Raw genomic sequence first — 23349 nt, forward strand, 5'->3', positions numbered from 1 at the left:
GCAAGCGGGGGCTGATTCCGTTGAACATTATCCCAAATGCGGGTGCTCTTCCCCAGGGGCCGCAAATGCGCCAGACTTGAGCGTCGGCGGGGCTGCGGTGCGCCGCCATGAGGGGGTATCCATGAATTTCGTGTTCTTCTCGCCGCATTTTCCCGCCAACGGCGCCGATTTCTGTGACCGGCTGAAGAAGGCCGGCGCCACCGTGCTCGGCATTGGCGATGCGCCCTATGATGCGCTGGACGGAAGACTGAAGGCGGCGCTTTCGGAATATTACCGCGTCGCCGACATGGAGGACTACGATCCAGTGTTCCGGGCGATGGGCCATTTCATCCACAAATGGGGCCGCATCGACCGGTTCGAATCGCTCAACGAGCACTGGCTGGAGCTGGAAGCCAACATCCGCACCGACTTCAACATCTACGGCACCAAGCTCGATTTCGTAAGGAATTTGAAGCGCAAGAGCCGCATGCGCGCCTTCTTCCGCAAGAGCGGTGTCGAGACGATCGCGCAGCGCAAATGCTCCGACCGCACTGGCGCCATGACCTTCATCCGCCGCGTCGGCTACCCCGTCGTGGTGAAGCCCGACAGCGGCTCCGGCGCCTCGAACACCTTCAAGATCTCCAACACAGGGGAGCTCGACCAGTTCTTCCGGGACAAGCCCGAGGACGTGACCTTCGTCATGGAGCAGTTCATCGAGGGGCTGGTGGTGACCTATGACGGGCTGGTCAACCGCGACGGCGAGGTGGTGCTGGCGGCCAGCCACCGCTACGACCAGAGCGTCATGGAGGTGGTCAACAAGGACCGCCATATGAGCTACACCTGCTTTCCCCATATCAGGCCAGCGGTCGAGGAGGCCGGCCGCAAGATCCTGAAGGCGTTCGACGTGCGCGAGCGCTTCTTCCACATCGAACTGTTCGAAACCAGGGACGACCGGATCATCGCGCTGGAGGTCAACATGCGGCCGCCCGGCGCCTGGATGACCGACGCCATCAATTACACGTTCGACATCGATGTCTATGCGGCATGGGCCGACATGGTGGTCAAGGATGCCGCCGGCGGACCCTATGAGGGCAAGTATTTCACCGCCTACGCCAGCCGCAAGCGGCACCTCCACTATTTGCACAGCCATGAGGACGTGCTAGCGGCGCACCGCGACAAGATCGTCCACCATCAGGCCATCGAAGAGGTTTTCAGCCGCGCCATGGGAAATTACGCCTATCAGATGCGCTCGAAGGATCAGGCGGAGCTGCGCGAGGCGGTCGCCTATATCCATGCGGAAAAGGCCTGAGGCGATGGACATCTCCTATCACAAGCATTTCTCCGGCAAGCTCGGCCGCGACATGGAATACAAGCGCTACGGTCATGCCGGCAGGCCGGTGGTGGTGTTCCCGACCTCCCAGGGGCGGTTCTACCAGTTCGAGGATTCCGGCGGGGTGGGCGCATTGGCCGAGTTCATCGACACCGGCCGCATTCAGCTGTTCACGGTCGACGGCATCGATTCGGAATCCTTCTTCGACAAGCATGCGGACTCCGCGCATCGCATCGGCCGCCACGAGGCCTATTTCCGCTATGTGCGCGAGGAGGCGCTGCCGGAAATCCTGTCCACCGCATCGGCCGCCAATGGCGGGCGCAGGCTGAAGCCGCTGTTCTCAGGCTGTTCGATGGGCGGCTACCATTCGTCGAATTTCGTCTTCCGCTTTCCCGAACTGGCCAGCGGCGTCATCTCGCTGTCGGGGGTCTATTCGGCACGCGACTTCTTCGGCAAGGCGCTGGAGGGCGACATCTTCTACAACTCGCCGCTCGATTATCTGCCCGGCATTGTCGATCCGAAGCTTTTGGCCCGGCTCAAGACGCTGCGGCTGATCTTCTGCTGCGGGCAGGGCGCCTGGGAAGAGCGCATGCTGGTCGAGACGCGCCAGCTGGAACAGATCCTGCGCGACAAATCCATTCCCGCCTGGGTCGACTATTGGGGCGGCGACGTCAGCCATGACTGGCCGTGGTGGCACAAGCAACTGGTGTATTTCTTCGGCCGCTGGCTGGATGATGATTTGATGCACAGGCTCGATTGATGACGACCCCCGAGCCCATCCGCCGCTTCGTCGAGGCCACCAATGAAGGCGACACGGAAGCCTTTCTTGGTACCTTTGCCGACGATGCGTTCTTGAGCGACTGGGGACGATCGTTCCAGGGGCGCGAGCAGATCGCCCGCTGGAACCAGTCGGACAATATCGGCGTGAAGTCGTATCTGAGCATCGTCGGCATCACGCCGGCGGAAGGCGCCTATCGCGTTCGCATCGCCGTCAAGGGCGAGGGCTTCAACGGCGAGGGCGACATGACTTTCACGCTGGATGGCGACCGCATAGCGAGCCTTGTCATCACCTGACAGAAGCCTGGGCAGGCTAACCTTCCTGGCAAACCGGCACAGAAACAGACTCGTGCTCCGCCGCCGATCCGCGACGCAGGCCGAGGAAGACGACAAGGGCGGTGACGATGGTGATTGCCGCCAGCACGATCAGTAGCCTGTCGAACGCCGTCTCATAGGCCTGGACCAGAGCCACGGCGCTGGCCGTCGGCAGATGTTGCGCCGTTTCACCGACATTGCCCGTGACCAGCAGTTGCGCCGCGGCCGCCGCATCCCTGGAGGAGGCTCCTTGAGTGGCGAGTTGTGCCGCGGTGAAGCCCGACAGGGTCGCCATGACGATGGCCACCGCCACGCCCTCGCAAGCAACACGGGTGGTGTTGAAGATGCCGACCGCCATGCCGGCACGCTCGCGCGGCACCACGCTGACGGCGAGCCCGTCCATCAACCCCCAGGGCAAAGCGATGCCGATACCGATCAATACCAGCGGCGCCACAAGCGCGATGGCAACCGGCGGCGTCAGGCTCAACCAGACGAGGCCGGCGGCGGCGATGAGCAGGCCAGCGCCGCAGATCGTGGCCGGCGCGATCCAGCGCGGGAGCTGGCCGGCAAGCAAGGGCAGGATCAGCAACGGCCCCGAAAGGCAGATCATCAATTGCCCGGCCTCGATCTCGCTCATCCCTTCAATGCCGATGAAGCGGATCGGCAACAGCACCAGCAGGACGACGAAGCCATAGGCCGGCGCCGCCGCCAGGAACTGGACGCCGACGAAGCGGGGAAAGCGAAACAGCGTGAGGTCGAGCATCGGCCGGCGCACGCGCCGCTCGACGACAACGAACGCGGCGAAGAACAGGGCGGCGGCCGCAAGCAGGGCGATGACGATGGGATCGGCCCAACCGCTCTGCGGCGCCTGCAGGACACCATAGGTCAGCAAAGCCAGTGCGATCGTGAAAGTGCCGGCTCCCGCCCAATCGAGGCCGGTCGCATCCGGGTCGCGCGATTCCCTGATGGTGCGCAGGCCCAGCACCGCCGAGGCGATCGCCAGCACTGCCACCAGAACAAAGATCGACCGCCAGCCGAACGCGGAGATGAGCAGGCCCGAGGCGATCGGGCCGAAGGCTAGGCCGATGCCGAAACTGGTGCCGAGGAAGGAGAAGGCGCGCAGCCGCAGCGGCCCTTCGAATTCCTGGGCGAGTGCCGAGGCGCCGCCGGCGAAGGCCAAGGCACTGCCGATGCCTTGCGCGGCCCTGAACATGTCGAACCAGACGATGCCGGGCGACAGCATAGCGCCGAGCGACGCCAGGACATAGAGGCAGAGGCCGGCGAGGAAGATGCGCTTGCGGCCCTGGTTGTCGGCCAGCGCACCTGCCGCCATCAGGCTGGCGCCGAAGGTCAGCATGAAGGCGTTCGTCACCCAGTTGAGCGCGATCGGGCTGCCGCCGAGATCGGCCGCGATGCGAGAAAGGGCGACGGCCGGGCCGGTGAAGGTCAAGGGCATGGTCATCGCGGCAAGGCATACCGACAAGAGGACGAGCCATCGCTCGGCCGAGCCGGTCAGAGTCTTCGGGGTCATGGATTTTCCTATCTGAAGCAGCATCCGCCGGCATGCGCGGGGGTCGCGGCGCCGGTCGCAACGACAAGATAGGTCGGCGGCCTTTCAGGAAAAATGGTACTATATCTCCTTATATACCGGACTGAAACGCTCGAATGGAAGACTATGATGGATCGTCTCAATGGCCTGGTGGCCTTCGTCCGTACCGCCGAACTCGGCAGTTTCATCGCTGCCGGCAGGGCGCTCGGCATTTCGGCCTCCGCTGTCGGCAAGAGCGTCGCAAGGCTCGAACAGGATCTCGGGGTGCGGCTCCTGCAGCGCAGCACGCGGCGCGTCGGCCTGACGGAAGAGGGCAGGCTGTTCAACGAGCGGGTGCGGCGCATCCTCGACGACATCGACGATGCCGAGGCGATGCTGTCGCGGACACGGGAAACGCCGCATGGGCGGCTGCGCGTCTCGACCCCGATCGTCACCTACCATCTGCTTTTGCCGGTGCTGTCGGAGTTCATGGCCCGCTATCCCGAGATCGAGCTCGACATCGATTTCAACGACCGCGTGGTCGACGTCATCGAGGAAGGCATCGACGTCGCGATCCGCAGCGGCGAGCTGCCCGATTCACGATTGGTGTCGAGACCCGTTGGGCCCTTTCGCATGCTTTTATGCGCGGCGCCCTGCTATCTCGAGCGCCACGGTACACCCGGCGAGCCTGCGGATCTCACCAGGCATTTCGGCATAAACTTCCGCTTTCTCAACAGCGGCAGGCTGCTGGAGTGGCCATTCATCACCGGAAGCGCCGAACCGCAGGCCCGCTCGAAGCTGACCTGCAACAATATGGAAGCCTTGAAGGGCGCCACGATCGCCGGGCTCGGCATCGCCTGCATGCCCGATTTCCTGGTCCGCGAGGCGCTGCTGGACGGAAGGCTGCGCTCCGTGCTGGACGATCATATCGACGGCCGTGGCCAGTTCCGGATGCTGTGGCCATCCAATCGCCATCTGTCGCCTAAGGTGCGCGTCTTCGTCGATTTCCTTCCCGAGCGGCTTGCGGCGGCGTCGAATACGGCGGCGGTGAAGAGTGGGGCACCGAAAGCGCTGAAGCCCGTCAGTCCCTGATGCTTCTGGCCACCAGCCGCGCGACGCTCGGGCCGACGATCAGCACGATCAGGAAGCGGGCCGATTGCAGCGCCATGACGAAGGAGATGTCGACGTTCCGCGCCGCGGCGGCGATGATGGCGACGCTGTCCATGCCACCGGGGCTGGTTGCCAGATAGGCGGTCAGAGGATCGATGCCGAGGAGATGGCTGATCAGGAAGGCGAGCCCGCCGCAAAAGGCGATCAGCGCCACGATCGAGGCGATGATCTGCGGCAGTGCGCGCGTCGCATGGCGCAGGATCGGCCTGGTGAAGTTCAACCCGATCGACCAGCCGACCATGGCGTAGCTGATTGCCAGCAGCCAGGGCGGCAGCTGCATCGTGAAGCCGAGGCCGAGGTGGATGACGGTACCGAAGATGAAGGTGCCGAGGAAGAAGGGCGAGGGTAGCCTGAAAAGCTTTCCCGCCAGGCCACCTAGGACTGCGATTCCGATGGTGGCGGCGAAGGCTTGGGCATCGATCGGCGGAAACCAGATGATGGGCGGGATTTCGATGCCCGATGTGTCGACCCACATCTTGGCGACAATCGCCGCCGTCATCGAAACGAAGATGACGCGCAGATATTGCATGAAGGCGACGAGGCGCTGGTCCGCGCCAAAAGCGCCGGCCATCAGCACCATGGCGGTGGCGGCCCCCGGCGAGGAGCCCCAGACGGCGGTGGTGCCGGGCAGAATGCGCCAGCGGCTGATCAGCCAACCAAGCAGGCTGGAGGCCGCGACCGTGGCGATCACCACGCCAAGGAACAGCGGCCACTCCTGGTAGAAGACGGGAAAGATGTCGGCCGAGATCGACGCGGCGACGAGGCAGCCGACAATGGCTTGGGCGGAGCCGAACAGCAGGCGCGGCACCCGCACCGTGGCGCCATTGGTGCCGGCGACGATCGCCGCCAGCATCGGCCCGATCAGCAGCGCCGCCGGCAGAGCGGCGAATTCGAGCGCGCCGGCAAACAGGGCCGAGATGGTGAGCAGAACCAGCCATTGCCAAGGCTTGGGTATCCGCGCCATGCGCTCGGTGGCGGGCTGATCGGGAGTTGGCTGCTGCGCCGAGGAATCCATGTTTCGGTCTTAGACGCGAAGCACGGCGATGCGAACCCCGCCGTGCTGAAAAAGCTGCCCGAAGGCCTCAGCCCGTCTTGCCGTCAGGCAACCCGAAGCCGCCGACCGGATGGGTCTCCACCTGGAACTCGAAGCCGGCGATGAAGGAGCGCGCCTTGGCGATGGCCGCCTGGACTTCAGGAAGTTGTAGCGAGGCCTTGTGGCTTGCCTGATCCGTCCACACTTCGGTCACCCAGATCGCATCGGCATCGGCCGGGTCGGTGGCGATGATATAACTCAGGCAGCCGGGCAGGGCGCCGGTGCTGGCGCGCAGCAGGTCCATGACCGCGTCGCGCTGGCCGCGCGCCGCCCGCATCTTGCCGATCAGTCCGTACATTCAGTCGTCTCCCCTTCAAAGTCTCCGACAAGAGTATGCGGACCGCCAGTATGCAGATAGCCGCTCACGGCATCAACTGGCCGCCATTCACCTCGATCACCTGGCCGGTGATGTAGCCGCTCAAAAGGTCCGACGAGAGGAACAGATAGGCGCCGACGCAGTCTTCCGCCGTGCCGGCCCGTCCCTGCGGAATGGTGGCGACCATGCCCTTGATCTGGTCCTCGGTCGAATAGCGCTCATGGAAAGGGGTGAGAATGGTGCCGGGCGCCACGGCGTTGACGCGGATGCCGAAGCCGATCAGTTCCTTTGCCATGCCGCGTGTGACATTGGAGACAAAGGCCTTGGCCGAGCCGTAGAGGCCGGCGCCGCCGCCGGCCCCGTTGCGCGCGGCGATGGACGAGGTGTTAACGATGAAGCCGCCCTGCTTCTTCAGCCACGGCATCGCCTTGCGCGAGGCGGTCAGCACAGAACGCGCATTGAGGTCCATCACGGCATCGTAATGCGCTTCGGTCTGTTCGGCGTAGGGTATGCGGCCGAGCATGCCGCCGGCATTGTTGACCAGCCCGTCGAGGCGGCCGAAATGCTGGGCGCTGTCCTCGACGACACGCTCGACATCGGCTGGAACGGAAAAATCGCCCTGGACGAGGAACACCTCGCCGCCGCTATCACGAATGGTCTTGGCGAGTTTCTCGGCGGCCTCCTGGCTCGAATTGTAGTGCAGCGCCACTTTGGATTTCTGCGCGGCATAGGCCAGCGCGAGGGCCGCGCCGATGCCTGTCGAGGCACCGGTGACCAGCACCGCCTTGCCGGCGAGATCGGGGATGCTGAGTGTATTGGTGGCTGGCACTGTTGTTCCTCCGGGATGTCCGCCGCCCTTCGTAGGCCTTTGCCACCCCGGTGTTCAAGCCTCAGGGGCGCAGATAGGCATAGCCCTGGCTTTGCAGTTCCGCGAGCTTGACGACACCGCCCTTGTCGGCGGAATGGAAGCCGTCGAGCAGGTCGGCGAGCGAGATATCCATGCCCTGCATGGTGTTGCCGCAGGCTTGCGGGTCGAGACCCTGCTGCACCAGGCCGGCGAAGCGGCCCGAGATGGCGGCCGATATGCCCTTCGACTTGAAGCTCGCCAGGGCCGGCCCATGCACGACCAGCACGATGTCGACATTGCCGCCGGTGCCCTCATAGTGGTTCTTGATATTGCCGAGCACGAAGTTGACCTTGTCCACATCGCTGAGATGATAGGTAACCTTCAGCCGAGGGGTTTCCGTGGCCGCGGCCTGCATCGCCCGCAGGCCGAGAAACGTTCCGGTTCCGGCAAGAACCGCGCGGAACATGTCGCGTCGGCGCATGGCATCCTCCTCAGATCTTACCGCGATTTGCGTGGCTGTGGCCGCAATACTAGCATAAATTGACGCTACGTCCTGCCGATGCGAGGAGAGGTCACATGACGTTCAGGGCAGGGGGATGGAAGGCAGTTGCGGGCGCCGGACTTGGCGTTGCGCTGCTCGGTCTGCTGACAGGCACGGCCGTCGCCGACGACGCGCTCAAGCTTAGGGAACTCAGCCCGAACGGGGCGGACGCCTGTTTCGGCCGGGTCTATGACGCGGCCCATCTCAAGGCGCATCCGAAGCAGAAAGTGGCGCGGATCTTCTTCTATTATGGCCATGACCCGGTCAGCCGGCCGAACGAAGAGCCCGCGGCAAATTCCGACACGTCCTATAATGGCTTTCTCACCACGACGGTGCGTGGCGCCAAGGCGCCGCAATGGGCCGGTGGCTGGTGTAATCATGAATCCGAGGACGGCACATCAGGGCCGATCCATTGCGGCATGGATTGCGACCGCACCATGGCCTCACTGAAGGTCGATGACAAAGGCCGTCTGGTCGTCACCGATGTCTCGGCCGACCTTTATCTCGATGCCGGATCGGAGGAGGAACTCGGCAAGGCCGAATATGACAGGCAAGCGCTGGGCTCGGAGGACGACAATTTCCGCCTCGACCCAATGCCGGCCGCGACCTGCAAGGCCGAGTTCGAGCGCATCGATCCGATCGATCCGGCGCTCGGCCCACCGTTGCGTGAGCGGCTGAAGCCCGACCAGGCCTTCTGCTACGGCCGCGACTACGATGCCGCGCATCTGGCCTCGCATCCCGATCAGCTGACGCAGTCGATTCGGGTTTTCCGCGGGCCGGTCGAACTGGCGTCTTTCGCTTCGGGCGGTGATGTCGGCAATTGGCCTGATGGCGCCGACATCGCCGTCTCGGTGGCCACCAGGCTGAAGTCCGGAAAGGTCACGCAGACCTATTCCTGCCAGGGCGAGGCTGACCAATGGCGCTGCGCGGCAAGCTCGAAGATGAGCGATTTTGCCTGCGACATCGCGCAGAAGGAAATCTTCCTCAAGCGTGGCGCCAACGGCACGATGATGCTGGCCAATCCCAACAGCAGCCTGGCGATCATCGATCTCTGCTCGAAGGCAGCGGCCGGCAAGACGAAGTCGGACGACAAGGTCTATCGGCTGGAGCCGATGCCGCAATCGGCCTGCGCGCCTTAAGTCACTTTAGCAGCCATTTGGTAATGAATATGATGCGTCGCAGCTTTCTTGGTTTTCTCACTTCCTTGGCCTTCATCGGTTCCGCCAAAGCTGAGGGTGAGGCTGAGGCTCGCAAGGCGGCCTCAACAGCACAGTTGAAGAAGGAGGGCGTGCCCTTCATCGACCATTTGCCGACGATCGAAACCGCAGCCGAAAGTCGCCGACGAACGACGGACGAGGTGGTTGAACGCGCCATCGCACTGGTGATCGTGGCCGTCAAAGCGGAGACCAATGATCGAAATCTTGTAAACAACTTGATCAGGCAGTTTGGAGCCGAAGGGTTTTTTACGCCCAAGGAGCAAGCGTTTGTCGGTGGCCCCGTTGCAAGCGAGCAAGATCGCGCAAATTTTAGCTGGCGCTATGAAGGGGCTTTCGTAATGTTGTGGGCGTTGCAAGTCTTCAAAGATCTTGGACGCCCAGATAAGCCTTGCGATGTGTCGCGTATCGTTTCGATGTTGCGTGATCTCGACACGGAAGGGCTGCTCAAGCGGGCCAATTTGCGCCCGCAAAGCGACCTTCTCGATGCTGCCGATTTGATCTACCGGTACGATTGGGCTGTGGTGAATGCGCGGGTGAATGGGACAGCCGCGCCGGCAGGATTGCAACAAGACGTGGTTGTCGAACGTCATTACGCGCTTAATTGGCTGATTGGGTATATGGGGCAGGAATGGGATGACATCTCGACCGACACATGATGAGCCGGTCGCAAGCGGGGTGCTACCCTGGGTCGGACTTTCACCTGACGACGGTTTTGCCGAGGCCGAGTTCGCGTGCCTTTGATCAGCGGTCGCTGCCCGATTTGGAGATCTTTTTAGCTGATCAACGCCTGGATGGAGCCATTCGCGGGTTACCGATCGATCCGGCGAGGTCGGCACATTGTCGCCCGAGGATGATGCCCTGAAGGCTTTCCTCAAGCGAAGGGTACGGCGGTCGTGCCTTTCGGCAGCTTGGCCTCGTCGTCGGGCTCGACATGGATGGTGACGCGCACCGAGGGGATTTCGGCTTTCAGCGCGTCTTCGATGCGGTCGCAGATGACGTGGCTGGCGCCGACCGACATGTCGGCGTCGACGACCAGATGGAACTCGATGAAGGTGGCGCGGCCGGCGATGCGGGTTTTCAAATCGTGCACCTCCAGCGCCCCCTTGCAATTGGCCGAGATGACGTTGCGGATGCGCATGTGTTCCTGCGTGTCGACGGCACGGTCCATCAAGCCGTTCATCGATGAGCCGATGACGTGCCAGCCCTGCCACAAGATGTTGAGCGCGACGATGACGGCGAGCGCCGGATCAAAGATATGCCAGCCGGTCAGGATTGCTCCGACCAGGCCGCCGAAGACGCCCACCGAGGTGACGACGTCGGTCATGATGTGATTGCCGTCGGCGATCAGCGCCGGCGATTTCTCCGCCCGGCCGACGCGGATCAGCATCCAGGCCCAGAAGGCATTGATCACCGTGGCGACGCCGTTGACGGCAAGACCTTTCCAGGGCTGTTCGAGTGGCGCCTGCGTCTGCCAGCTCCGCCAGACCTCGTTGAGGATCAACAGCGCGGCAACGACGATCAGCACGCCTTCGAGCACCGCCGAGAAATATTCCGCCTTGTGATGGCCGAACGGATGATCCTGGTCGGCCGGCTTGTAACTGACCTGGATCGCCCAGAAGGCGGCGACCGAGGCAATGACGTTGACGATCGATTCCAGAGCGTCCGAATAAAGCGCGACGGAGCCAGTAATGTACCAGGCGGCCAGCTTCAACGCGAGCACGACAAAGGCGACCGCGATCGACCAGAAGGCAAGGTTGGCAACCTTGCGCTTCGCGGCCGCCCGGGCTGCGATCGCCACCGTGTTCTCGGCTTCGGCCATTGAGGTCAGGCTGCCTTTTCCTTGGCTTTGCGCGGCAAATGGGCGACGATGTTCTCGATGATGCGCATGCCGGCATTGTGGCCGAGCGTCATGATCGATTCCGGGTGGAACTGCACCGCCGCGATCGGCTCCTTGCGGTGCTCGAAGGCCATGATGACGCCGTCCTCCGTCTCCGCCGTGACGATGAAATCATCGGACAGGCGCACCGGATCGGCGAAGATCGAGTGGTAGCGGCCAACGGTGACTTCCTTGGGCAGGCCGGAGAAGATGATGCCGGGCTTGGACACGCGGATGCGCGACGGCTTGCCGTGCATGGGAATATGCAGTTGCCTGAGTTCGCCGCCATAGGCCTCGGCCAGCGCCTGCAGGCCCAGGCAGACGCCGAAGATCGGCAGGTCGCGGGCGCGGGCTCGTCTGATGGTGGCGGCGCAATCGAAATCCTTCGGCGTGCCCGGTCCGGGCGACAGCACAACAAGGTCCGGCTTCAGCCGCTCGAAGACTTCCTCCGGCACCGGCGTACGCACGGTCGAGACATTGGCGCCGGTCTGGCGGAAGTAGTTGGCCAGCGTGTGGACGAAAGAGTCCTCGTGGTCGACGAGCAGAATGTTGACACCGTCGCCGACCCGCGCGGTGGTGCGCTCGGTGCTGGCGGAGTTGCCCATCTTGGCGTCGCGGATGGCGGAGAGCATGGCGGATGCCTTCAGTTCGGTTTCGGCTTCTTCTTCCTCGGGAATGCTGTCGAACAGCAATGTCGCGCCGGCGCGCACTTCGGCAATGCCGTCCTTGATGCGGATGGTACGCAGCGTCAGGCCGGTGTTCATGTCGCCGTTGAAATTGACCATGCCGATGGCGCCGCCATACCAGGCGCGCGGGCTTTTCTCGTTCTGCTCGATAAAGCGCATGGCCCACAGTTTCGGCGCGCCGGTGACGGTGACCGCCCAGGCATGCGACAGGAAGGCGTCGAAGGCGTCCATGCCTTCGCGCAGGCGGCCTTCGATGTGGTCGACTGTGTGGATGAGGCGCGAATACATCTCGATCTGGCGGCGGCCGATGACGCGCACCGAACCCGGCTCGCAGACCCGCGACTTGTCATTGCGGTCGACGTCCGAGCACATTGTGAGCTCGGACTCGTCCTTCTTCGAATTGAGCAGTTTCAGGATCTGCTCGCTATCGGAAATGGCGTCGTCGCCGCGCTTGATGGTGCCCGAGATCGGGCAGGTCTCGACGCGGCGGCCATTGACGCGCACGAACATTTCGGGCGAGGCGCCGATCAAATATTCGTTTTCGCCGAGGTTGATGAAGAAGGAATAGGGCGAGGGGTTGATCGATTTCAGCTTGCGCGAAATGTCGGAGGGCTGCGTCTCGCAGCGCTCGTAGAACATCTGGCCGGGCACGACCTCGAACAGGTCGCCGCGCTTGAACGAGTCCATGGCGCGCCGCACAAGATTGGCATATTCGCCGGGTTCATGGTCGCCGCGCGGCGGGATGCGGTCGGCGGTCTTGAACGGCTCGGTGATAGCGTCGCGCGGCAGGCCTTGGGTGGAAAATCCTTCGCCCGAATAGTCGTAGCGGTCGGTCCAGGCCTTGGCCGAATAATGATCGACGACCAAGATCTCGTCGGGCAGGAACAGGACGAGGTCGCGCTGGCTGGGCTTGCGCTCGAGCTTGTAGTCGACCGGGTCGAACTGGAAGGAGAGGTCGTAGCCGAAGGCGCCATAGAGGCCGAGATTGGCGTCTTCGTCGGTCTTGAACAAAGCGGTGATGGCGCGCAGCACGGTGAAGACCGAAGGCACGCGGCTGCGCTCCTCCTCCGTGAAGACACGGCCGGGCTTGGCGACGTCGAGGCGGATGAGCGTCTTCGTCGTCTCGGTGATGGTGATGTCGGCAAGGCCGCCCAGTGTTTTGCCGATGACCGGCAACAGCGCCTCGCCGCGGAGGTTCAGCGCTTCGATGCGCATGGCGCGGCCCCGCGCGGAAATGACCAGCGGCGGATCGATGATGGCGGTGTCCCAGCGGGTGTAGCGGCCGGGATATTCGTAGTTGGAGGAAAACACCGCGCCGCGGCGCGAGTTCAAGCCATCGACATAGGCGTCGATCGCCCCCGAATAGGGCCGGTCGTGGCGCTCGCGCGTAATGGTGATGCCACCCGCGGTCATGAAGCTTTCAGCGCCGTTTTCCAGAACCTTCATCGTCATTGCCGTCTCCATCAGCTTGTTGGGCAACGGACCCGGGACTGGTTTTTAAAAGACAAATGGCCGCCCGGACTTTCCGTTGCGGCCACCCTCTCTTTTCACGCACGCGCGTTCGAACAGGCCGCTGTCAGCAGGCCCACCACCAAATGGTCTTGGTCGAACGCATGTTCATGGCGAAATCCATAGCGGCGAAAAACCGGATGCGCAACAGGTTTGAAACGTCTGTCCGGTGGCCGCCGCTTCGGGGGCTCATGGCACATCGCCAGCGGCGGCGGTCCCGGCTAGGCTGGACTTCCGACAATACCAACACGGGAAACACCCATGACCGACCAGGCCGAGCGCGCGCGGACGTTCCATTCCCTTCACGTCAAGGGCAACCCGATCGTTCTCTACAATGCCTGGGATCCGGGCTCGGCCAAGATCGTCGAGAAGGCAGGGGCCAAAGCGATCGCCACCGGCAGCTGGCCGGTCGCGGCCGCCTTCGGCTATGCCGATGGCGAAAAAATCCCGCTGGAACTGGCGCTCGACAACATCAGGCGCATCGTCGCGGCGGTCGACCTGCCGGTGACCATGGATCTCGAGGGCGGCTATGGCGTCGAGCCGGAAGTCGTCGCCCAAACGGTGACACGCGCCTTGCAGGCCGGCGCCATCGGCTTCAATTTCGAGGACCAGATCGTCGGCGGCACCGGCCTGTACGACATCGCCGCGCAGGTGAACCGGGTCGAAGCGGCCGCGGCTGCCGTCAAGGCCTTCGGCATCCCGGCCTTCCTCAACGCCCGCACCGACATCTTCCTCAAGGCCAAGCCCGACGCGCATGACAAGGCGCTGCTCGACCAGGCGATCGAGCGGGCGCATGCCTATGAAAAGGCCGGCGCAAGCGGCTTCTTTGCGCCGGGCCTGGGTGACGAGGGTCTCATCGGGGCGCTGTGCAAGGCAGTTGCGCTGCCGGTCAACATTATCGCGCTGGCGCATGTGCCGCCGCGCCAGCGGCTGGCCGAACTCGGCGTTGCCCGCATCAGCCACGGCCCGGTGCCGTACCGGCAGATGGCCGAATGGCTGGAGGCCAAGGCGCGCCTGGCAATCTCGGGCTAGGTCAATCCTCCAGCGTACCCGATCTGGCGTCGGCGCTCTTCCTGTCGCCGACTAGCTTCAGCAGGTCCTCACCGGCGCGGATGATGCGGCGCGAGCGGCGGGTCAGGATAATGCCGTCCTGCGGCGCGAACACTTCCGCGCGGCCATCTGCTTCGCCCGGCGCGTGGACGATGGTGGCGAGGCGATCGCCCCTGATGACGCGGTCGCCGGGCTTCACGTCATAGAGGACGGCGCCGGCCCGGGGCGCCGGCATCATGTCGATGTTTTCCAACGGGGCGACGACGCCCTTGAATGGGCCGGGTGCGGGCAGTGCGTTGTCGGCGATCACGCCGCGCGCAACCAGTAGCCGGTAGAGCCCCTCGGCGTCGGCTTTAGCGAGCGCGCCATCGACATCGAGGATGCCGCGATATTCGACAGTGGCGGCGACGCGCCGGTCGAACTTCGCCACATCTGCGGGAACGTTCTGGTACGGCATGATCGAGGCGCCCTCGAAGGTGCCGTCGGTGTCCTCGCTCCACAGCAGGACCGCATCGACGCCCATGGCGGCGGCGCAATCGGCCATGGCCGGCCACAGGCTGGTGTGGATGTAGAGATAGGCAAGGCCCTCATCGTCGCAGTGCAGGTCGAGCACGATGTCGTGGCCGAGCGACAGCTGCACCAGGCGTGACTTCAGCCGCTGGTCGGCGCCGCCAAAGGCGGTGTCGGGCAAGAGCTTGGCGTCGGGCGCGGCGAGCAGCGGGAAGGCGCGGTTGAAATTGGTGCGGGTGCCCAGGTGAAAGCGGCCCTGATGCTCGCCGAAATGATATTGCGCGCGGCCGATCGGATTGGCCCAGGGCACGATGGTGATGTCGCCCCTGATGCGGCCTTCGGCAGCGGCCTTGTTCAGCTCTGGCATCAGCGCGTCGATGGCGACGACGCCCGGCAACTCGCCGGCATGGAGGGCGGCCTGCAGATAGGCCGAGGGCGCCGCCTTGTCGCTACCTGTGAAGCGAAACACCGGGAATTCGTAGGAAACGCCCTCGCTGTCACCGGCGATGCGTTCGATCGATTTCTGCATGACTTCCTCCACTAGAGCGAGAGACATGCCCATTTGAGGGATCGCTGTCGATTGGTCCAGCCTGCCGCGCTATGGGCGCAAGATTTCCGCCCCTCTGGCGAATGGACGCCTATTCCGCGGCAGCCTGGAGCGGGACAGGCGCGCGCCGGTCAAGCGCTTGCGACAGCACCGCGACGGTGACCGCCAGCAAGGCGAGCACCGCGCCGACCAGGGGCAGGTGGGCGTAGGACACGCCGGCCGAGAGGGCCACGCCGCCGATCCAGGCGCCGCTGGCATTGCCGACATTGAAGGCGCCCTGGTTCAGCGTGGCGGCGAGGTTTGGCCCTTCCGCGGCCGCCTCGACGACGCGGATCTGCAGCGGCGGCACGACGACGAAGATGAGCAGGCCCCAAAGGAAGACGATGCCGATGGCGACACTGGCAATGGCGCCGAACTGCATGAAGCCGACGAACAGCACCGCCATCAACAGCAGCGTGCCGATGACCGTCGGCATCAGCTTCCAGTCGGCGAGCCGCCCGCCGATGATGTTGCCGATGGTCATGCCGGCGCCGAACAACAGGAGCACCCAGGTGACCGCAGAGGTCGACAATCCGGACACGTCGGTCAGGTAGGGCTTTATATAGGTGAAAACGGCAAACAGGCTGGCCGAGGCCAGCGAGGCGATCAGCATCGCCAGCCAGACCTGCAGTCGGCCCAGCACCCGCAACTCGCCGCGCAGGCCGCCGCCGCTTGGTTCAGCGACATCCGACGGCACGAGCCAGGCGATGGCCGCGACAGAGATCAGGCCTATGCCGACCACGGCGATGAATGTGGAGCGCCAACCGAAAGCTTCGCCAAGGGCTGTGCCGGCGGGAACGCCCAGAATGTTGGAAAGCGTCAGGCCGGCAAACATCAGCGCCATGGCGCTGGCGCGTTTGTTGCGCGGCACCAGGCTGGCGGCAACGACCGAGCCGATGCCGAAGAAAGCGCCGTGGCCAAAGGCGGTGAAGACACGCGCCGCCATCAGCGCCCAGTAGTCAGGCGCGATGGCGCAGAACAGATTGCCGACGACGAACGACGCAGCCAGCCCCACCAGCACCGGCTTGCGCGGCAGATGCGCGGTGGCCATGGCGACGATCGGGGCGCCGAAGACGACGCCAAGCGCATAGCCGGTGACCAGCAGGCCGGCCGAAGGGATCGACACGCGAAGGTCGGCGGCGACCTCCGGCAGCAGGCCCATGATGACGAATTCGGTGGCGCCGATGCAGAAGGACGCAATGGCAAGCGCAAGGATCGGCAAAGGCATGGAGCGTCCAGACTGAATCGGTTCAATTCAGAGATTGCGCCAGGAATTGAGCTATGCGCAATGCACATTGCTGCAATGCACCAATGCAGAATGTCGTGAGCTTGAGGTGCCGTCAGGCCAGCGGCCTCAGCTCCTGGGCAATGGTGGGCAGCAGTTCCGAGACAGTGGGGTGGATGTGCGTCGCGCGCGCCAGCGTGTCGATCGGTGCCTTGGCGTACATCAGATCGAGCACGCAATGCACCGCCTCGTCGCCGCCGGGGCCAAGCACCGAACAGCCGAGGATTTCCCTGGTGTCGGCATCGACCAGGATCTTCATGAAGCCCTGCGTCTCGCCCTTTTCGACGGCGCGGCCGACGCGGGTCATCGGCCGCTGGCCGACCAGCGCGCGGCGTCCGGATTTCTTCACCGCCGCCTCGGTCATGCCGCAGCGGCCGAGCGGCGGGTCGATGTAAAGCGCATAGGCCTCGATGCGGTCGCTGACTTTGCGCGGATCATCGTCGAGCAGGTTGGCGGCGACGATCTCGTAGTCATTGTAGGAGGTGTGGGTGAAGGCGCCCTTGCCGTTGCAGTCGCCCATCGCCCAGATGCCGGGGACGCTGGTGCGCAGCCGGTCGTCCACGATAACGGCACCACGCTTGTCGACGGCGACGCCGGCTCTGTCGAGGCCGAGATCGTCGGTGTTGAGCGTTCGTCCGAGCGCCAGCAGCACGTGAGAACCGACGGCGGGCGGCTTGCCGGCCGAGAAGGTCACGGCGATATCGCCGCCCTGTTTGGCGAAGCCGATGTCGTCGGCGCCGACATGGACCGTAATGCCTTCGTTTTCGAGGATGGACAGGATGGTGGCCGAGACGTCCTCGTCCTCGCGGCCGGTCAGGCGCGGGCTCTTCTCGATGACGGTGACGTCCGAGCCGAAACGGCGGAACATCTGCGCGAATTCGAGCGAAATGTAGCTGCCGCCGACGACGACCAGATGGCGCGGCAGGACCTCGAGATCCATCATCGAGGAATTGGTCAGATAGTCGATGTCGTGGATGCCGGGCAAATCGGGCACGGAAGCACGGCCGCCGGTGTTGAGGAAGATCTTGTCGGCGGTCAGAAGGTCGTCGCCGACGCGCACCGTATTGGCGGATTCGAAGCGCGCATGGCCGCGATAGAGCGTGCATTTGTCCATGCCGGCGATCCAGCTTTCCAGCCCGGTGCGGGAGGCGCCCGAAACCTTGTCCTTGCGCGCCTTGATCGCCTTGTAGTCGACGCCGACAGGGCCATTGACCGTCACGCCATAGTCGGCGGCGCGGCGCGCCAGATGCGCGGCATAGGCGCTCGCCACCATCGTCTTGGTCGGGATGCAGCCGGTGTTGACGCAGGTGCCGCCGACCAGCTTGCGCTCGATCAGCGCCACGCTCATGCCGGCTGCGTTCAGCCTGCCGGCGAGCGGTGTGCCGGCCTGGCCGGCGCCAATGATGATGGCGTCGAAAGTTCTTGCCGTCATGCCACCGCCGCCACGATCAGCAGGCCGCCGATGATCGCCACCGCGTCCTCGATGAAGGCGGCGGGCTGATCCTTGCCGAAAGCGGCCGCCAGCCGGCCGCGCGCTTCGGCGCCGCCATAAGTGCCGATGACCGCGCCGATGGCGCCGGCGATCAGGCCGCCGATGGTGGCGCCACCGGTCGCGCCGATCGCCGCGCCGGTGAAGGCGCCCATGATGATGCGGGCGCCGAACTGCTGCGGCACCTTACGGCTCGGCGTGGACGGCAGCTGGTCGGTGACGAGCTCGACGACGGCGAGGATCGTGAAGATACCGACGGCGGCCCAATGGCTCATGAAGCTTGCCCATGTGCCGGCAACCGGCAGCCAGCCCAGATACGCGCCCCAGGCGACCGCGGCCGGCGCGGTCATGGCGCGCAGGCCGGCAATCACGCCGATCAGAAGTGCAAGAAGATAGAGCATGTTGATCCCCCTCGATCACGGGGCCAGGACGGCCTTGGGACGGCAGGCTACCATAGGTCGGATATTTGACCAGTACTTGGATTGGCGCTTTTCTGCTGGCCGCAACCATGCTTTGCAACGACGTCAATCGGAGACCCCGCCATGGCTGGAAGTGAACGCGCCAAGATGGCGGCCGGCGAATGGTACTCTTGCCTCGATGACGAGCTGGAGGCGCTGCGTGCCCTCGCGCGCGACGCGGTGTTCGAGCACAATTGCCTGTCGCCAAGGCAGCGCGGCAATCTCGGGCCGGGCCTGAAGGCATTGCTTGGCGGCAGGGGCGAGGGCGCCCGCATCGAGGCGCCGTTCCACTGCGCCTACGGCTTCAACATTTTTCTCGGCGATGGCGTCTTCCTCAACGCCGGCTGCACCATTCTCGACACGGCAGCCGTGCGCACCGGCAAGGGAACGCTGCTTGGCCCCAATGTGCAGATCTATTGCGCCGAACACCACAAGGAGGCCATGGGCCGGCAAGCGGGGCTGGAGATCGCCAGGCCGGTCGAGATCGGCGCCTATGCCTGGATCGGCGGCAGCGCGGTCATCCTTGGCGGCGTCGGCATCGGCGCCGGCGCCATCGTCGGCGCCGGCGCGGTTGTGACGCGCGACGTGCCGGCGAACACCACGGTGGTTGGCAATCCGGCGCGGGCCGTCAAGCGCTGTTGACGTTACGCCGTGGGAAAGCGGATCGTTGCTTCAAAACCATCCTGCCGGCCGGATGCTGGCGAGTTCAGGACCAGCGTCGCGTCGATCTGTTGCAGGATTTTGTTGACGATCGCCAATCCGAGGCCAGACCCCTCGGCGCGCGTCGCGCCGCGTTCGAACCGTTGGATCAAGCTCTCTGGGGTCGGAACCACCGGGCCTTGGTTGATCACACTGAGCCGGGCGTCCTCGTCGATGCGCACGACAACCTCGCCGCCTTCGGCGCCATGCCGCAAGGCATTCTCGATGAGGTTGCGCAGGATGACGGCCAGCGCATCGGTGTCGATCGCGGCGTATGCCTTGGCCTTCGGCGTTTCAAGGCGAAGGCGGCCCTTGTTCTGGCCGCGCTGCTCGAAGTCTTCGACCACCAGTGCCGCGACCGCGGCAAGATCGACTGGCTTGCCGGCGACCGCTACTCCGGCATCGGCGCGCGCCAACTGCATCAGCTTTTCCGACAGGTCGGCGAGGTCGGACAGGGCCCGCTTGATCTGGCGTGGGCGTTTTCGCGAGGTCTCGTCGGGAGCTTCGGCAATCAGCCGCTCCGTCTGGGCCAGCGCGCCGGCGATCGGCGTGCGCAATTCATGCGCGGCGTTGGCGGTGAACTCTCTTTCGGCGTCGAGTGCCATGTTGAGGCGCCGCATCAGGCTGTTGACCGACTTGGCAATGGCGGCAAGCTCCGAGGGCAGGTCCTCGGTGCGGATCGGAGCGAGGTTGTCACCATGACGGGCGCTGATCTCGCCGCGCAGTGTCGAAATCGGCCTCAGGAAACGCGCCAGGGTCAGCCAGGCGACAAGCGCGCTCAACGGGATGAGGATGACCATCGGTATCAGGAAGCCAGTGGCGGCTTCGAGCGTCTCCTCATTGCGTCGTGAATCGAGCTCGGCGACCTGGATGAAAACCGTGCCGCTGACCGCCGGCTCGGTGTAAATGCGCCAGCCGGCTCTCTCCGAGAATCCGCGCGCCAGTCCAACCGTGAGCGGCTCCGCAGGAGCATCATAGGAGTGCAAGAGAACGCGGCCGCCGGCGTCTCGCACCTGGAAGATCAGGCGGCCGCCGTCATCGTCCGAAACGCCCGCTGCCAGCCTGCGCGGCGATTGCGACGCCTCGCGTCCGAATAGATCATCGATGACCAGTGGCAGCAGCCGGCGCGCCGCTTCCTGCATGGAACTGTCCATGGCCTCGTTGATTTCACGATGCAGGGTGATGCTTCCCGCGCCCGCGGCGACCAGGCCAAGGGCGACCGTGACCAGAATCAGCGAGGCCACGAGGCGACCGGCAAGGCTGTTGAGGACCTTCATGAAGATGCCAGGCGGTAGCCCAGCCCCCTTACGGTCATGATCGTCTGACGCCCGATCTTCTTGCGCAGGCGACTGACATAGACTTCGACGGTGTTGCTTTCGATCTCCGCGCCGAAGGCGTAGAGCGCATCCTCGATCTGATTTTTGCCGACGGTCGTGCCGGGCCGGCGCAAGAACTGTTCCAGAACCGCCCATTCGCGGGACGTCAGCATGGCCTCCACGCCGTCGACGGCAACACGGCGCGCGGCCTGGTCGATTTCGACCGGCCCCAGCCGGATCAAGGGATTGGGGTTTCCTGCATAGCGGCGCGCGACCGCGGCAAGGCGCGCGGATAGTTCTCCGAGGTCGAACGGCTTGACCAGATAGTCGTCCGCCCCGGAATTCAGCCCCTTTATGCGGTTGGAGAGCTGGTCGCGCGCGGTCAGGATGATGACTGGCGTGTCGGTGCCTTCGCGACGCAGCGTTTTCAGGAATTCGAGGCCCTTGCCATCAGGCAGATGCAGGTCGAGCAGGACGAGTTCATAGGAGACGACATGGAGGTGATCGCCCGCCTCGCCAAGCGTCGTGCTCCAGTCCACGGCATGGCCGTCGGCGGCGACGTGATCGCGCACCGCCTCGCCCAGCACGGGGTCGTCTTCGATCAGCAGGACGCGCACCTTAGCTCCGTGTTCGCGGCGACACGCCGACTTCATGCCGCACAAGGCTGACAGGAAGCTGAACGAAAGCCAATCGCCGCTTTTGGACGAGGCGAGGGGCGTTCAGGTGGCTGTCAGGTTCCACAGCCAAGGTCCGCAACATCGGAATTGGCCGATGGAGAAAACAAGATGAAGACCTTGATCCTGACCGCGCTGGTGATGGCCGTTGCCGGACCAGCCTTTGCCGCAGACAGATGCGATGTGCCGACCGACCAGTGGCAGCCGCGCGAGGCGCTGCAGAAGAAGCTCGAAAGCGAGGGCTGGAAGGTCCGCAGCATCAAGACGGAAAACGGCTGCTATGAAGCCAAGGCACTCGACGCCAGCGGCAAGAAGCTGGAAGCCGTGTTCAATCCCAAGACGCTCGAGTCGGTCGGCGCCGATTCCGACGACGGTTGATCGCCATGAACGCCACCGTTTCGACACGAGAACAATTGGTCAAGGTCTGGAGCCCTTACGTCCGCCTCTTTCACTGGTCGCTGGTCCTGTGCGTTGCGGTGGCGTGGCTTTCTTCCGGCGAAATCATGAAGGTGCATGAACTGGCCGGCTATTGCGCGGGCGTGCTGATAGCCTCACGGCTAATCGCCGGCCTGGTCGGATCTGGATACACGCGCTTCCGTCAGTTCGTGCGTGGGCCGCGCGCGGTGAGCGCTTATCTCGCCGATGTGGCGCAGGGCGATGAGAGGCGCTATCTCGGCCATAACCCTGCCGGCGGCGCCATGGTTCTGGCACTTCTGGCTTGCGTGGCTGGAATTGCGCTGACCGGCTGGATGCAGACCACCGATGCCTGGTGGGGCGTGGCCTGGGTCGAGGACACGCACAAGATCCTGGGCAATGGCATCCTGGTGCTGATCGGGCTGCATGTTGGCGGCGTGCTGCTGGCCAGCCGGCGCCATAGCGAGAATCTGGTTCGCGCCATGATCACTGGCCGCAAACGCGCACCATCGCCGGAAGACGTCGCCTGACCACAGAGACTGGAAATGCAAAGGGCGCCGCGCGGCGCCCTTTGCCGCTCGAGTTCAAGATGACAGGGCCTGCGCCACCCGTTCGTCCCGATCGACCCGCCGGGTGAATTCCCGCCGATACTGCGCCGGCGATGTCCTCAGCCTCGCGGCGAAATGCTGGCGCAGCGAGGTGGCGCTGCCGAAGCCGGCCTCGAAGGCCACGATGTCCATCGATTTCTCCGTCGCTTCCAGCAGGCGCTGCGCCAGTTCGATGCGCTGGCTGGTCAGCCAGTCGCCAAAACTGGTGCCGATCGATTTCTGGAAGCGGCGGGTGAAGGTGCGCCGCGTCAGGCCGGCGGCCTCGGCGACGCTGTCGAGGCTGTGCGCCTCGCCGAGTGTCGCGCGCACCGCGTCGAGCGCCTGTGTGAAGCGGTCGGTGTTCGCGCTTTTTGCCACGGGGCGTTCGATGAACTGCGCCTGCCCGCCCTGCCGATGCGGTGAGAGCACAACGTGCCGGGCGAGCCGCAGTGCCGCTTCCGCGCCATAGCGGGCGCGCACGATATGCAGGCAGCAATCCAGGCCGGCGGCGACGCCGGCGGAGGTGACGATGTCGCCGTCATCGACATAAAGCACATCGGCGTCGACCGAGATATCGGGGTGCAGCGCCTGCAACTGGTCCGTATAGGCCCAATGCGTGGTTGCCTTCCGGCCTGAAAGCAGGCCGGCGGCGGCAATGGCAAAGGTGCCGAGGCACAGGCCGACAATCAGCGCCCCGCGCCGGTGCGCGCGGCCGAGCGCTTCGTTGAGCGGCCTGGCCAGCGGGGCTTCGAGATCCTTCCAGCTCGGGACGATGATGATGTCGGCATCGTCGAGCACGGACAGATCGTGCGGGACAAGAATGCTCAGCCCGGCATCGGTCCGGATCATGCCTTGCTCGACCCCGCAGACACGGAAGTCGAAGCGCGGCAGGCCGAGCCTGGTCCGGTCGGCGCCGAACACCAGGCAAGGCACGGAAAGGTGAAACGGGCTGATGCCGTCGAAGGCGAGAACGGCGATGATCGGGGCGGTCATGGGCGTTTCCGGTTGGGAGGCTGGATTGTCCCAATTCTTTCGAATGATGTCAATCGGGCCACTTTTGATCAATCACGAAGCCGCCTATTTTCCGCCCATCGCAT

The 23349-nt window shown here is 64.4% G+C and carries 24 protein-coding genes; 10 read left to right on the forward strand and 14 right to left on the reverse strand.

From position 1 onward, the window contains the following. The first annotated feature begins 121 nt into the window (after positions 1-121). Genes ACWGS8_RS05465 through ACWGS8_RS05475 form a run of 3 tightly spaced genes read left to right on the forward strand, consistent with a single transcriptional unit; the run spans position 122 to position 2383 of the window. A complete protein-coding gene (locus tag ACWGS8_RS05465) occupies positions 122-1288 on the forward strand; it encodes an ATP-grasp domain-containing protein (RefSeq protein ID WP_454579944.1) in 1167 nt (388 codons plus the stop codon). 4 nt (positions 1289-1292) lie between these two features. Further along, the gene (locus ACWGS8_RS05470; protein ID WP_454580123.1) at positions 1293-2069 is read left to right on the forward strand and encodes an esterase family protein; all 777 of its coding nucleotides are present in this window, start codon (positions 1293-1295) and stop codon (positions 2067-2069) included. Next, positions 2069-2383, forward strand: a complete 315-nt coding sequence (locus ACWGS8_RS05475; RefSeq protein WP_454579945.1) for a nuclear transport factor 2 family protein — start codon at positions 2069-2071, stop codon at positions 2381-2383. The genes ACWGS8_RS05470 and ACWGS8_RS05475 overlap by 1 nt, the downstream gene beginning before the upstream one ends. Positions 2384-2399: 16 nt before the next feature. Here ACWGS8_RS05475 and ACWGS8_RS05480 read toward each other — a convergent pair whose 3' ends face one another. Beyond that, entirely contained in the window at positions 2400-3932 is a 1533-nt protein-coding gene (locus tag ACWGS8_RS05480) for an MFS transporter (protein ID WP_454579946.1), read from the reverse strand. A 147-nt stretch (positions 3933-4079) separates the two neighbouring features. On the opposite strand from ACWGS8_RS05480, the gene ACWGS8_RS05485 reads away from it, so the two are divergent. Beyond that, entirely contained in the window at positions 4080-5021 is a 942-nt protein-coding gene (locus ACWGS8_RS05485; protein ID WP_454579947.1) for a LysR family transcriptional regulator, read from the forward strand. On the opposite strand, the gene ACWGS8_RS05490 is transcribed toward ACWGS8_RS05485, so the two are convergent. The 4 genes from ACWGS8_RS05490 to ACWGS8_RS05505 all read right to left on the reverse strand — a co-directional run bounded on the left by ACWGS8_RS05490 (position 5011) and on the right by ACWGS8_RS05505 (position 7836). After that, positions 5011-6114, reverse strand: coding sequence for an AbrB family transcriptional regulator (locus tag ACWGS8_RS05490; RefSeq protein ID WP_454579948.1), 1104 nt, complete (start codon positions 6112-6114; stop codon positions 5011-5013). The genes ACWGS8_RS05485 and ACWGS8_RS05490 overlap by 11 nt on opposite strands. Positions 6115-6181: 67 nt before the next feature. Then, entirely contained in the window at positions 6182-6490 is a 309-nt protein-coding gene (locus tag ACWGS8_RS05495) for a putative quinol monooxygenase (protein ID WP_454579949.1), read from the reverse strand. Positions 6491-6554: 64 nt separating this feature from the next. After that, the gene (locus ACWGS8_RS05500) at positions 6555-7337 is read right to left on the reverse strand and encodes an SDR family NAD(P)-dependent oxidoreductase (protein ID WP_454579950.1); all 783 of its coding nucleotides are present in this window, start codon (positions 7335-7337) and stop codon (positions 6555-6557) included. A gap of 61 nt (positions 7338-7398) precedes the next feature. Then, positions 7399-7836: a DsrE family protein gene (locus ACWGS8_RS05505; RefSeq protein WP_454579951.1), complete on the reverse strand. Its 438-nt coding sequence runs from the start codon at positions 7834-7836 to the stop codon at positions 7399-7401. Between the two features lie 95 nt (positions 7837-7931). On the opposite strand from ACWGS8_RS05505, the gene ACWGS8_RS05510 reads away from it, so the two are divergent. Both ACWGS8_RS05510 and ACWGS8_RS05515 read left to right on the forward strand, forming a co-directional pair. Beyond that, positions 7932-9035 carry a hypothetical protein gene (locus ACWGS8_RS05510; RefSeq protein WP_454579952.1) on the forward strand — a complete coding sequence of 368 codons (1104 nt, stop codon included), beginning with the start codon at positions 7932-7934 and terminating at the stop codon, positions 9033-9035. A 29-nt stretch (positions 9036-9064) separates the two neighbouring features. Continuing rightward, complete coding sequence (locus tag ACWGS8_RS05515; protein ID WP_454579953.1) at positions 9065-9769, forward strand: DUF4272 domain-containing protein; 705 nt, start codon at positions 9065-9067, stop codon at positions 9767-9769. Positions 9770-9984: 215 nt separating this feature from the next. Here the strand turns inward: ACWGS8_RS05515 and ACWGS8_RS05520 are convergent, their stop codons facing one another. Beyond that, positions 9985-10932: a cation diffusion facilitator family transporter gene (locus tag ACWGS8_RS05520; protein WP_454579954.1), complete on the reverse strand. Its 948-nt coding sequence runs from the start codon at positions 10930-10932 to the stop codon at positions 9985-9987. Positions 10933-10937: 5 nt separating this feature from the next. Then, entirely contained in the window at positions 10938-13127 is a 2190-nt protein-coding gene (locus ACWGS8_RS05525; protein WP_454579955.1) for an anthranilate synthase, read from the reverse strand. Positions 13128-13445: 318 nt separating this feature from the next. On the opposite strand from ACWGS8_RS05525, the gene ACWGS8_RS05530 reads away from it, so the two are divergent. After that, positions 13446-14216 carry an isocitrate lyase/PEP mutase family protein gene (locus ACWGS8_RS05530; RefSeq protein WP_454579956.1) on the forward strand — a complete coding sequence of 257 codons (771 nt, stop codon included), beginning with the start codon at positions 13446-13448 and terminating at the stop codon, positions 14214-14216. 1 nt (position 14217) lies between these two features. Here the strand turns inward: ACWGS8_RS05530 and ACWGS8_RS05535 are convergent, their stop codons facing one another. The 4 genes from ACWGS8_RS05535 to ACWGS8_RS05550 form a co-directional block, all read right to left on the reverse strand. Next, positions 14218-15273, reverse strand: coding sequence for a peptidase M14 (locus ACWGS8_RS05535; protein WP_454579957.1), 1056 nt, complete (start codon positions 15271-15273; stop codon positions 14218-14220). A gap of 109 nt (positions 15274-15382) precedes the next feature. Then, positions 15383-16558, reverse strand: a complete 1176-nt coding sequence (locus ACWGS8_RS05540) for an MFS transporter (protein ID WP_454579958.1) — start codon at positions 16556-16558, stop codon at positions 15383-15385. Between the two features lie 112 nt (positions 16559-16670). Further along, positions 16671-18047, reverse strand: coding sequence for an FAD-containing oxidoreductase (locus tag ACWGS8_RS05545; protein WP_454579959.1), 1377 nt, complete (start codon positions 18045-18047; stop codon positions 16671-16673). Beyond that, positions 18044-18505 (reverse strand): DUF4126 domain-containing protein, encoded by a 462-nt coding sequence (locus tag ACWGS8_RS05550; protein ID WP_454579960.1) that lies wholly within the window; start codon positions 18503-18505, stop codon positions 18044-18046. Before ACWGS8_RS05550 ends, ACWGS8_RS05545 begins: the two co-directional genes overlap by 4 nt. 141 nt (positions 18506-18646) lie before the next feature. Here ACWGS8_RS05550 and ACWGS8_RS05555 point away from each other — a divergent pair, with 141 nt between their 5' ends. After that, the gene (locus ACWGS8_RS05555; protein ID WP_454579961.1) at positions 18647-19204 is read left to right on the forward strand and encodes a sugar O-acetyltransferase; all 558 of its coding nucleotides are present in this window, start codon (positions 18647-18649) and stop codon (positions 19202-19204) included. A 2-nt stretch (positions 19205-19206) separates the two neighbouring features. Here the strand turns inward: ACWGS8_RS05555 and ACWGS8_RS05560 are convergent, their stop codons facing one another. Together ACWGS8_RS05560 and ACWGS8_RS05565 are read right to left on the reverse strand one after the other, a co-directional pair. After that, a complete protein-coding gene (locus tag ACWGS8_RS05560) occupies positions 19207-20538 on the reverse strand; it encodes an ATP-binding protein (protein ID WP_454579962.1) in 1332 nt (443 codons plus the stop codon). After that, complete coding sequence (locus ACWGS8_RS05565) at positions 20535-21194, reverse strand: response regulator (RefSeq protein ID WP_454579963.1); 660 nt, start codon at positions 21192-21194, stop codon at positions 20535-20537. The genes ACWGS8_RS05560 and ACWGS8_RS05565 overlap by 4 nt, the downstream gene beginning before the upstream one ends. Before the next feature lie 168 nt (positions 21195-21362). On the opposite strand from ACWGS8_RS05565, the gene ACWGS8_RS05570 reads away from it, so the two are divergent. Together ACWGS8_RS05570 and ACWGS8_RS05575 are read left to right on the forward strand one after the other, a co-directional pair. Then, positions 21363-21629 (forward strand): PepSY domain-containing protein, encoded by a 267-nt coding sequence (locus ACWGS8_RS05570; protein ID WP_454579964.1) that lies wholly within the window; start codon positions 21363-21365, stop codon positions 21627-21629. A gap of 5 nt (positions 21630-21634) precedes the next feature. Continuing rightward, positions 21635-22195, forward strand: a complete 561-nt coding sequence (locus ACWGS8_RS05575) for a cytochrome b/b6 domain-containing protein (RefSeq protein ID WP_454579965.1) — start codon at positions 21635-21637, stop codon at positions 22193-22195. A gap of 54 nt (positions 22196-22249) precedes the next feature. Here the strand turns inward: ACWGS8_RS05575 and ACWGS8_RS05580 are convergent, their stop codons facing one another. Further along, complete coding sequence (locus ACWGS8_RS05580; RefSeq protein WP_454579966.1) at positions 22250-23245, reverse strand: helix-turn-helix domain-containing protein; 996 nt, start codon at positions 23243-23245, stop codon at positions 22250-22252. Between the last annotated feature and the right edge of the window lie 104 nt (positions 23246-23349).

The organism is Mesorhizobium sp. 43Arga, from assembly GCF_053714255.1.

What these genes read in the sequence shown, in the direction of transcription:
- ACWGS8_RS05465 (WP_454579944.1), top strand. Translation starts at nt 122, where the DNA reads ATGAATTTCGTGTTCTTCTCGCCGCATTTTCCCGCCAACGGCGCCGAT.
- ACWGS8_RS05570 (WP_454579964.1), top strand. Translation starts at nt 21,363, where the DNA reads ATGAAGACCTTGATCCTGACCGCGCTGGTGATGGCCGTTGCCGGACCA.
- ACWGS8_RS05475 (WP_454579945.1), top strand. Translation starts at nt 2,069, where the DNA reads ATGACGACCCCCGAGCCCATCCGCCGCTTCGTCGAGGCCACCAATGAA.
- ACWGS8_RS05560 (WP_454579962.1), bottom strand. Translation starts at nt 20,538, where the DNA reads ATGAAGGTCCTCAACAGCCTTGCCGGTCGCCTCGTGGCCTCGCTGATT.
- ACWGS8_RS05535 (WP_454579957.1), bottom strand. Translation starts at nt 15,273, where the DNA reads ATGCAGAAATCGATCGAACGCATCGCCGGTGACAGCGAGGGCGTTTCC.
- ACWGS8_RS05515 (WP_454579953.1), top strand. Translation starts at nt 9,065, where the DNA reads ATGATGCGTCGCAGCTTTCTTGGTTTTCTCACTTCCTTGGCCTTCATC.
- ACWGS8_RS05510 (WP_454579952.1), top strand. Translation starts at nt 7,932, where the DNA reads ATGACGTTCAGGGCAGGGGGATGGAAGGCAGTTGCGGGCGCCGGACTT.
- ACWGS8_RS05480 (WP_454579946.1), bottom strand. Translation starts at nt 3,932, where the DNA reads ATGACCCCGAAGACTCTGACCGGCTCGGCCGAGCGATGGCTCGTCCTC.
- ACWGS8_RS05470 (WP_454580123.1), top strand. Translation starts at nt 1,293, where the DNA reads ATGGACATCTCCTATCACAAGCATTTCTCCGGCAAGCTCGGCCGCGAC.
- ACWGS8_RS05555 (WP_454579961.1), top strand. Translation starts at nt 18,647, where the DNA reads ATGGCTGGAAGTGAACGCGCCAAGATGGCGGCCGGCGAATGGTACTCT.
- ACWGS8_RS05505 (WP_454579951.1), bottom strand. Translation starts at nt 7,836, where the DNA reads ATGCGCCGACGCGACATGTTCCGCGCGGTTCTTGCCGGAACCGGAACG.
- ACWGS8_RS05520 (WP_454579954.1), bottom strand. Translation starts at nt 10,932, where the DNA reads ATGGCCGAAGCCGAGAACACGGTGGCGATCGCAGCCCGGGCGGCCGCG.
- ACWGS8_RS05540 (WP_454579958.1), bottom strand. Translation starts at nt 16,558, where the DNA reads ATGCCTTTGCCGATCCTTGCGCTTGCCATTGCGTCCTTCTGCATCGGC.
- ACWGS8_RS05490 (WP_454579948.1), bottom strand. Translation starts at nt 6,114, where the DNA reads ATGGATTCCTCGGCGCAGCAGCCAACTCCCGATCAGCCCGCCACCGAG.
- ACWGS8_RS05545 (WP_454579959.1), bottom strand. Translation starts at nt 18,047, where the DNA reads ATGACGGCAAGAACTTTCGACGCCATCATCATTGGCGCCGGCCAGGCC.
- ACWGS8_RS05580 (WP_454579966.1), bottom strand. Translation starts at nt 23,245, where the DNA reads ATGACCGCCCCGATCATCGCCGTTCTCGCCTTCGACGGCATCAGCCCG.
- ACWGS8_RS05575 (WP_454579965.1), top strand. Translation starts at nt 21,635, where the DNA reads ATGAACGCCACCGTTTCGACACGAGAACAATTGGTCAAGGTCTGGAGC.
- ACWGS8_RS05525 (WP_454579955.1), bottom strand. Translation starts at nt 13,127, where the DNA reads ATGACGATGAAGGTTCTGGAAAACGGCGCTGAAAGCTTCATGACCGCG.
- ACWGS8_RS05495 (WP_454579949.1), bottom strand. Translation starts at nt 6,490, where the DNA reads ATGTACGGACTGATCGGCAAGATGCGGGCGGCGCGCGGCCAGCGCGAC.
- ACWGS8_RS05530 (WP_454579956.1), top strand. Translation starts at nt 13,446, where the DNA reads ATGACCGACCAGGCCGAGCGCGCGCGGACGTTCCATTCCCTTCACGTC.
- ACWGS8_RS05550 (WP_454579960.1), bottom strand. Translation starts at nt 18,505, where the DNA reads ATGCTCTATCTTCTTGCACTTCTGATCGGCGTGATTGCCGGCCTGCGC.
- ACWGS8_RS05485 (WP_454579947.1), top strand. Translation starts at nt 4,080, where the DNA reads ATGGATCGTCTCAATGGCCTGGTGGCCTTCGTCCGTACCGCCGAACTC.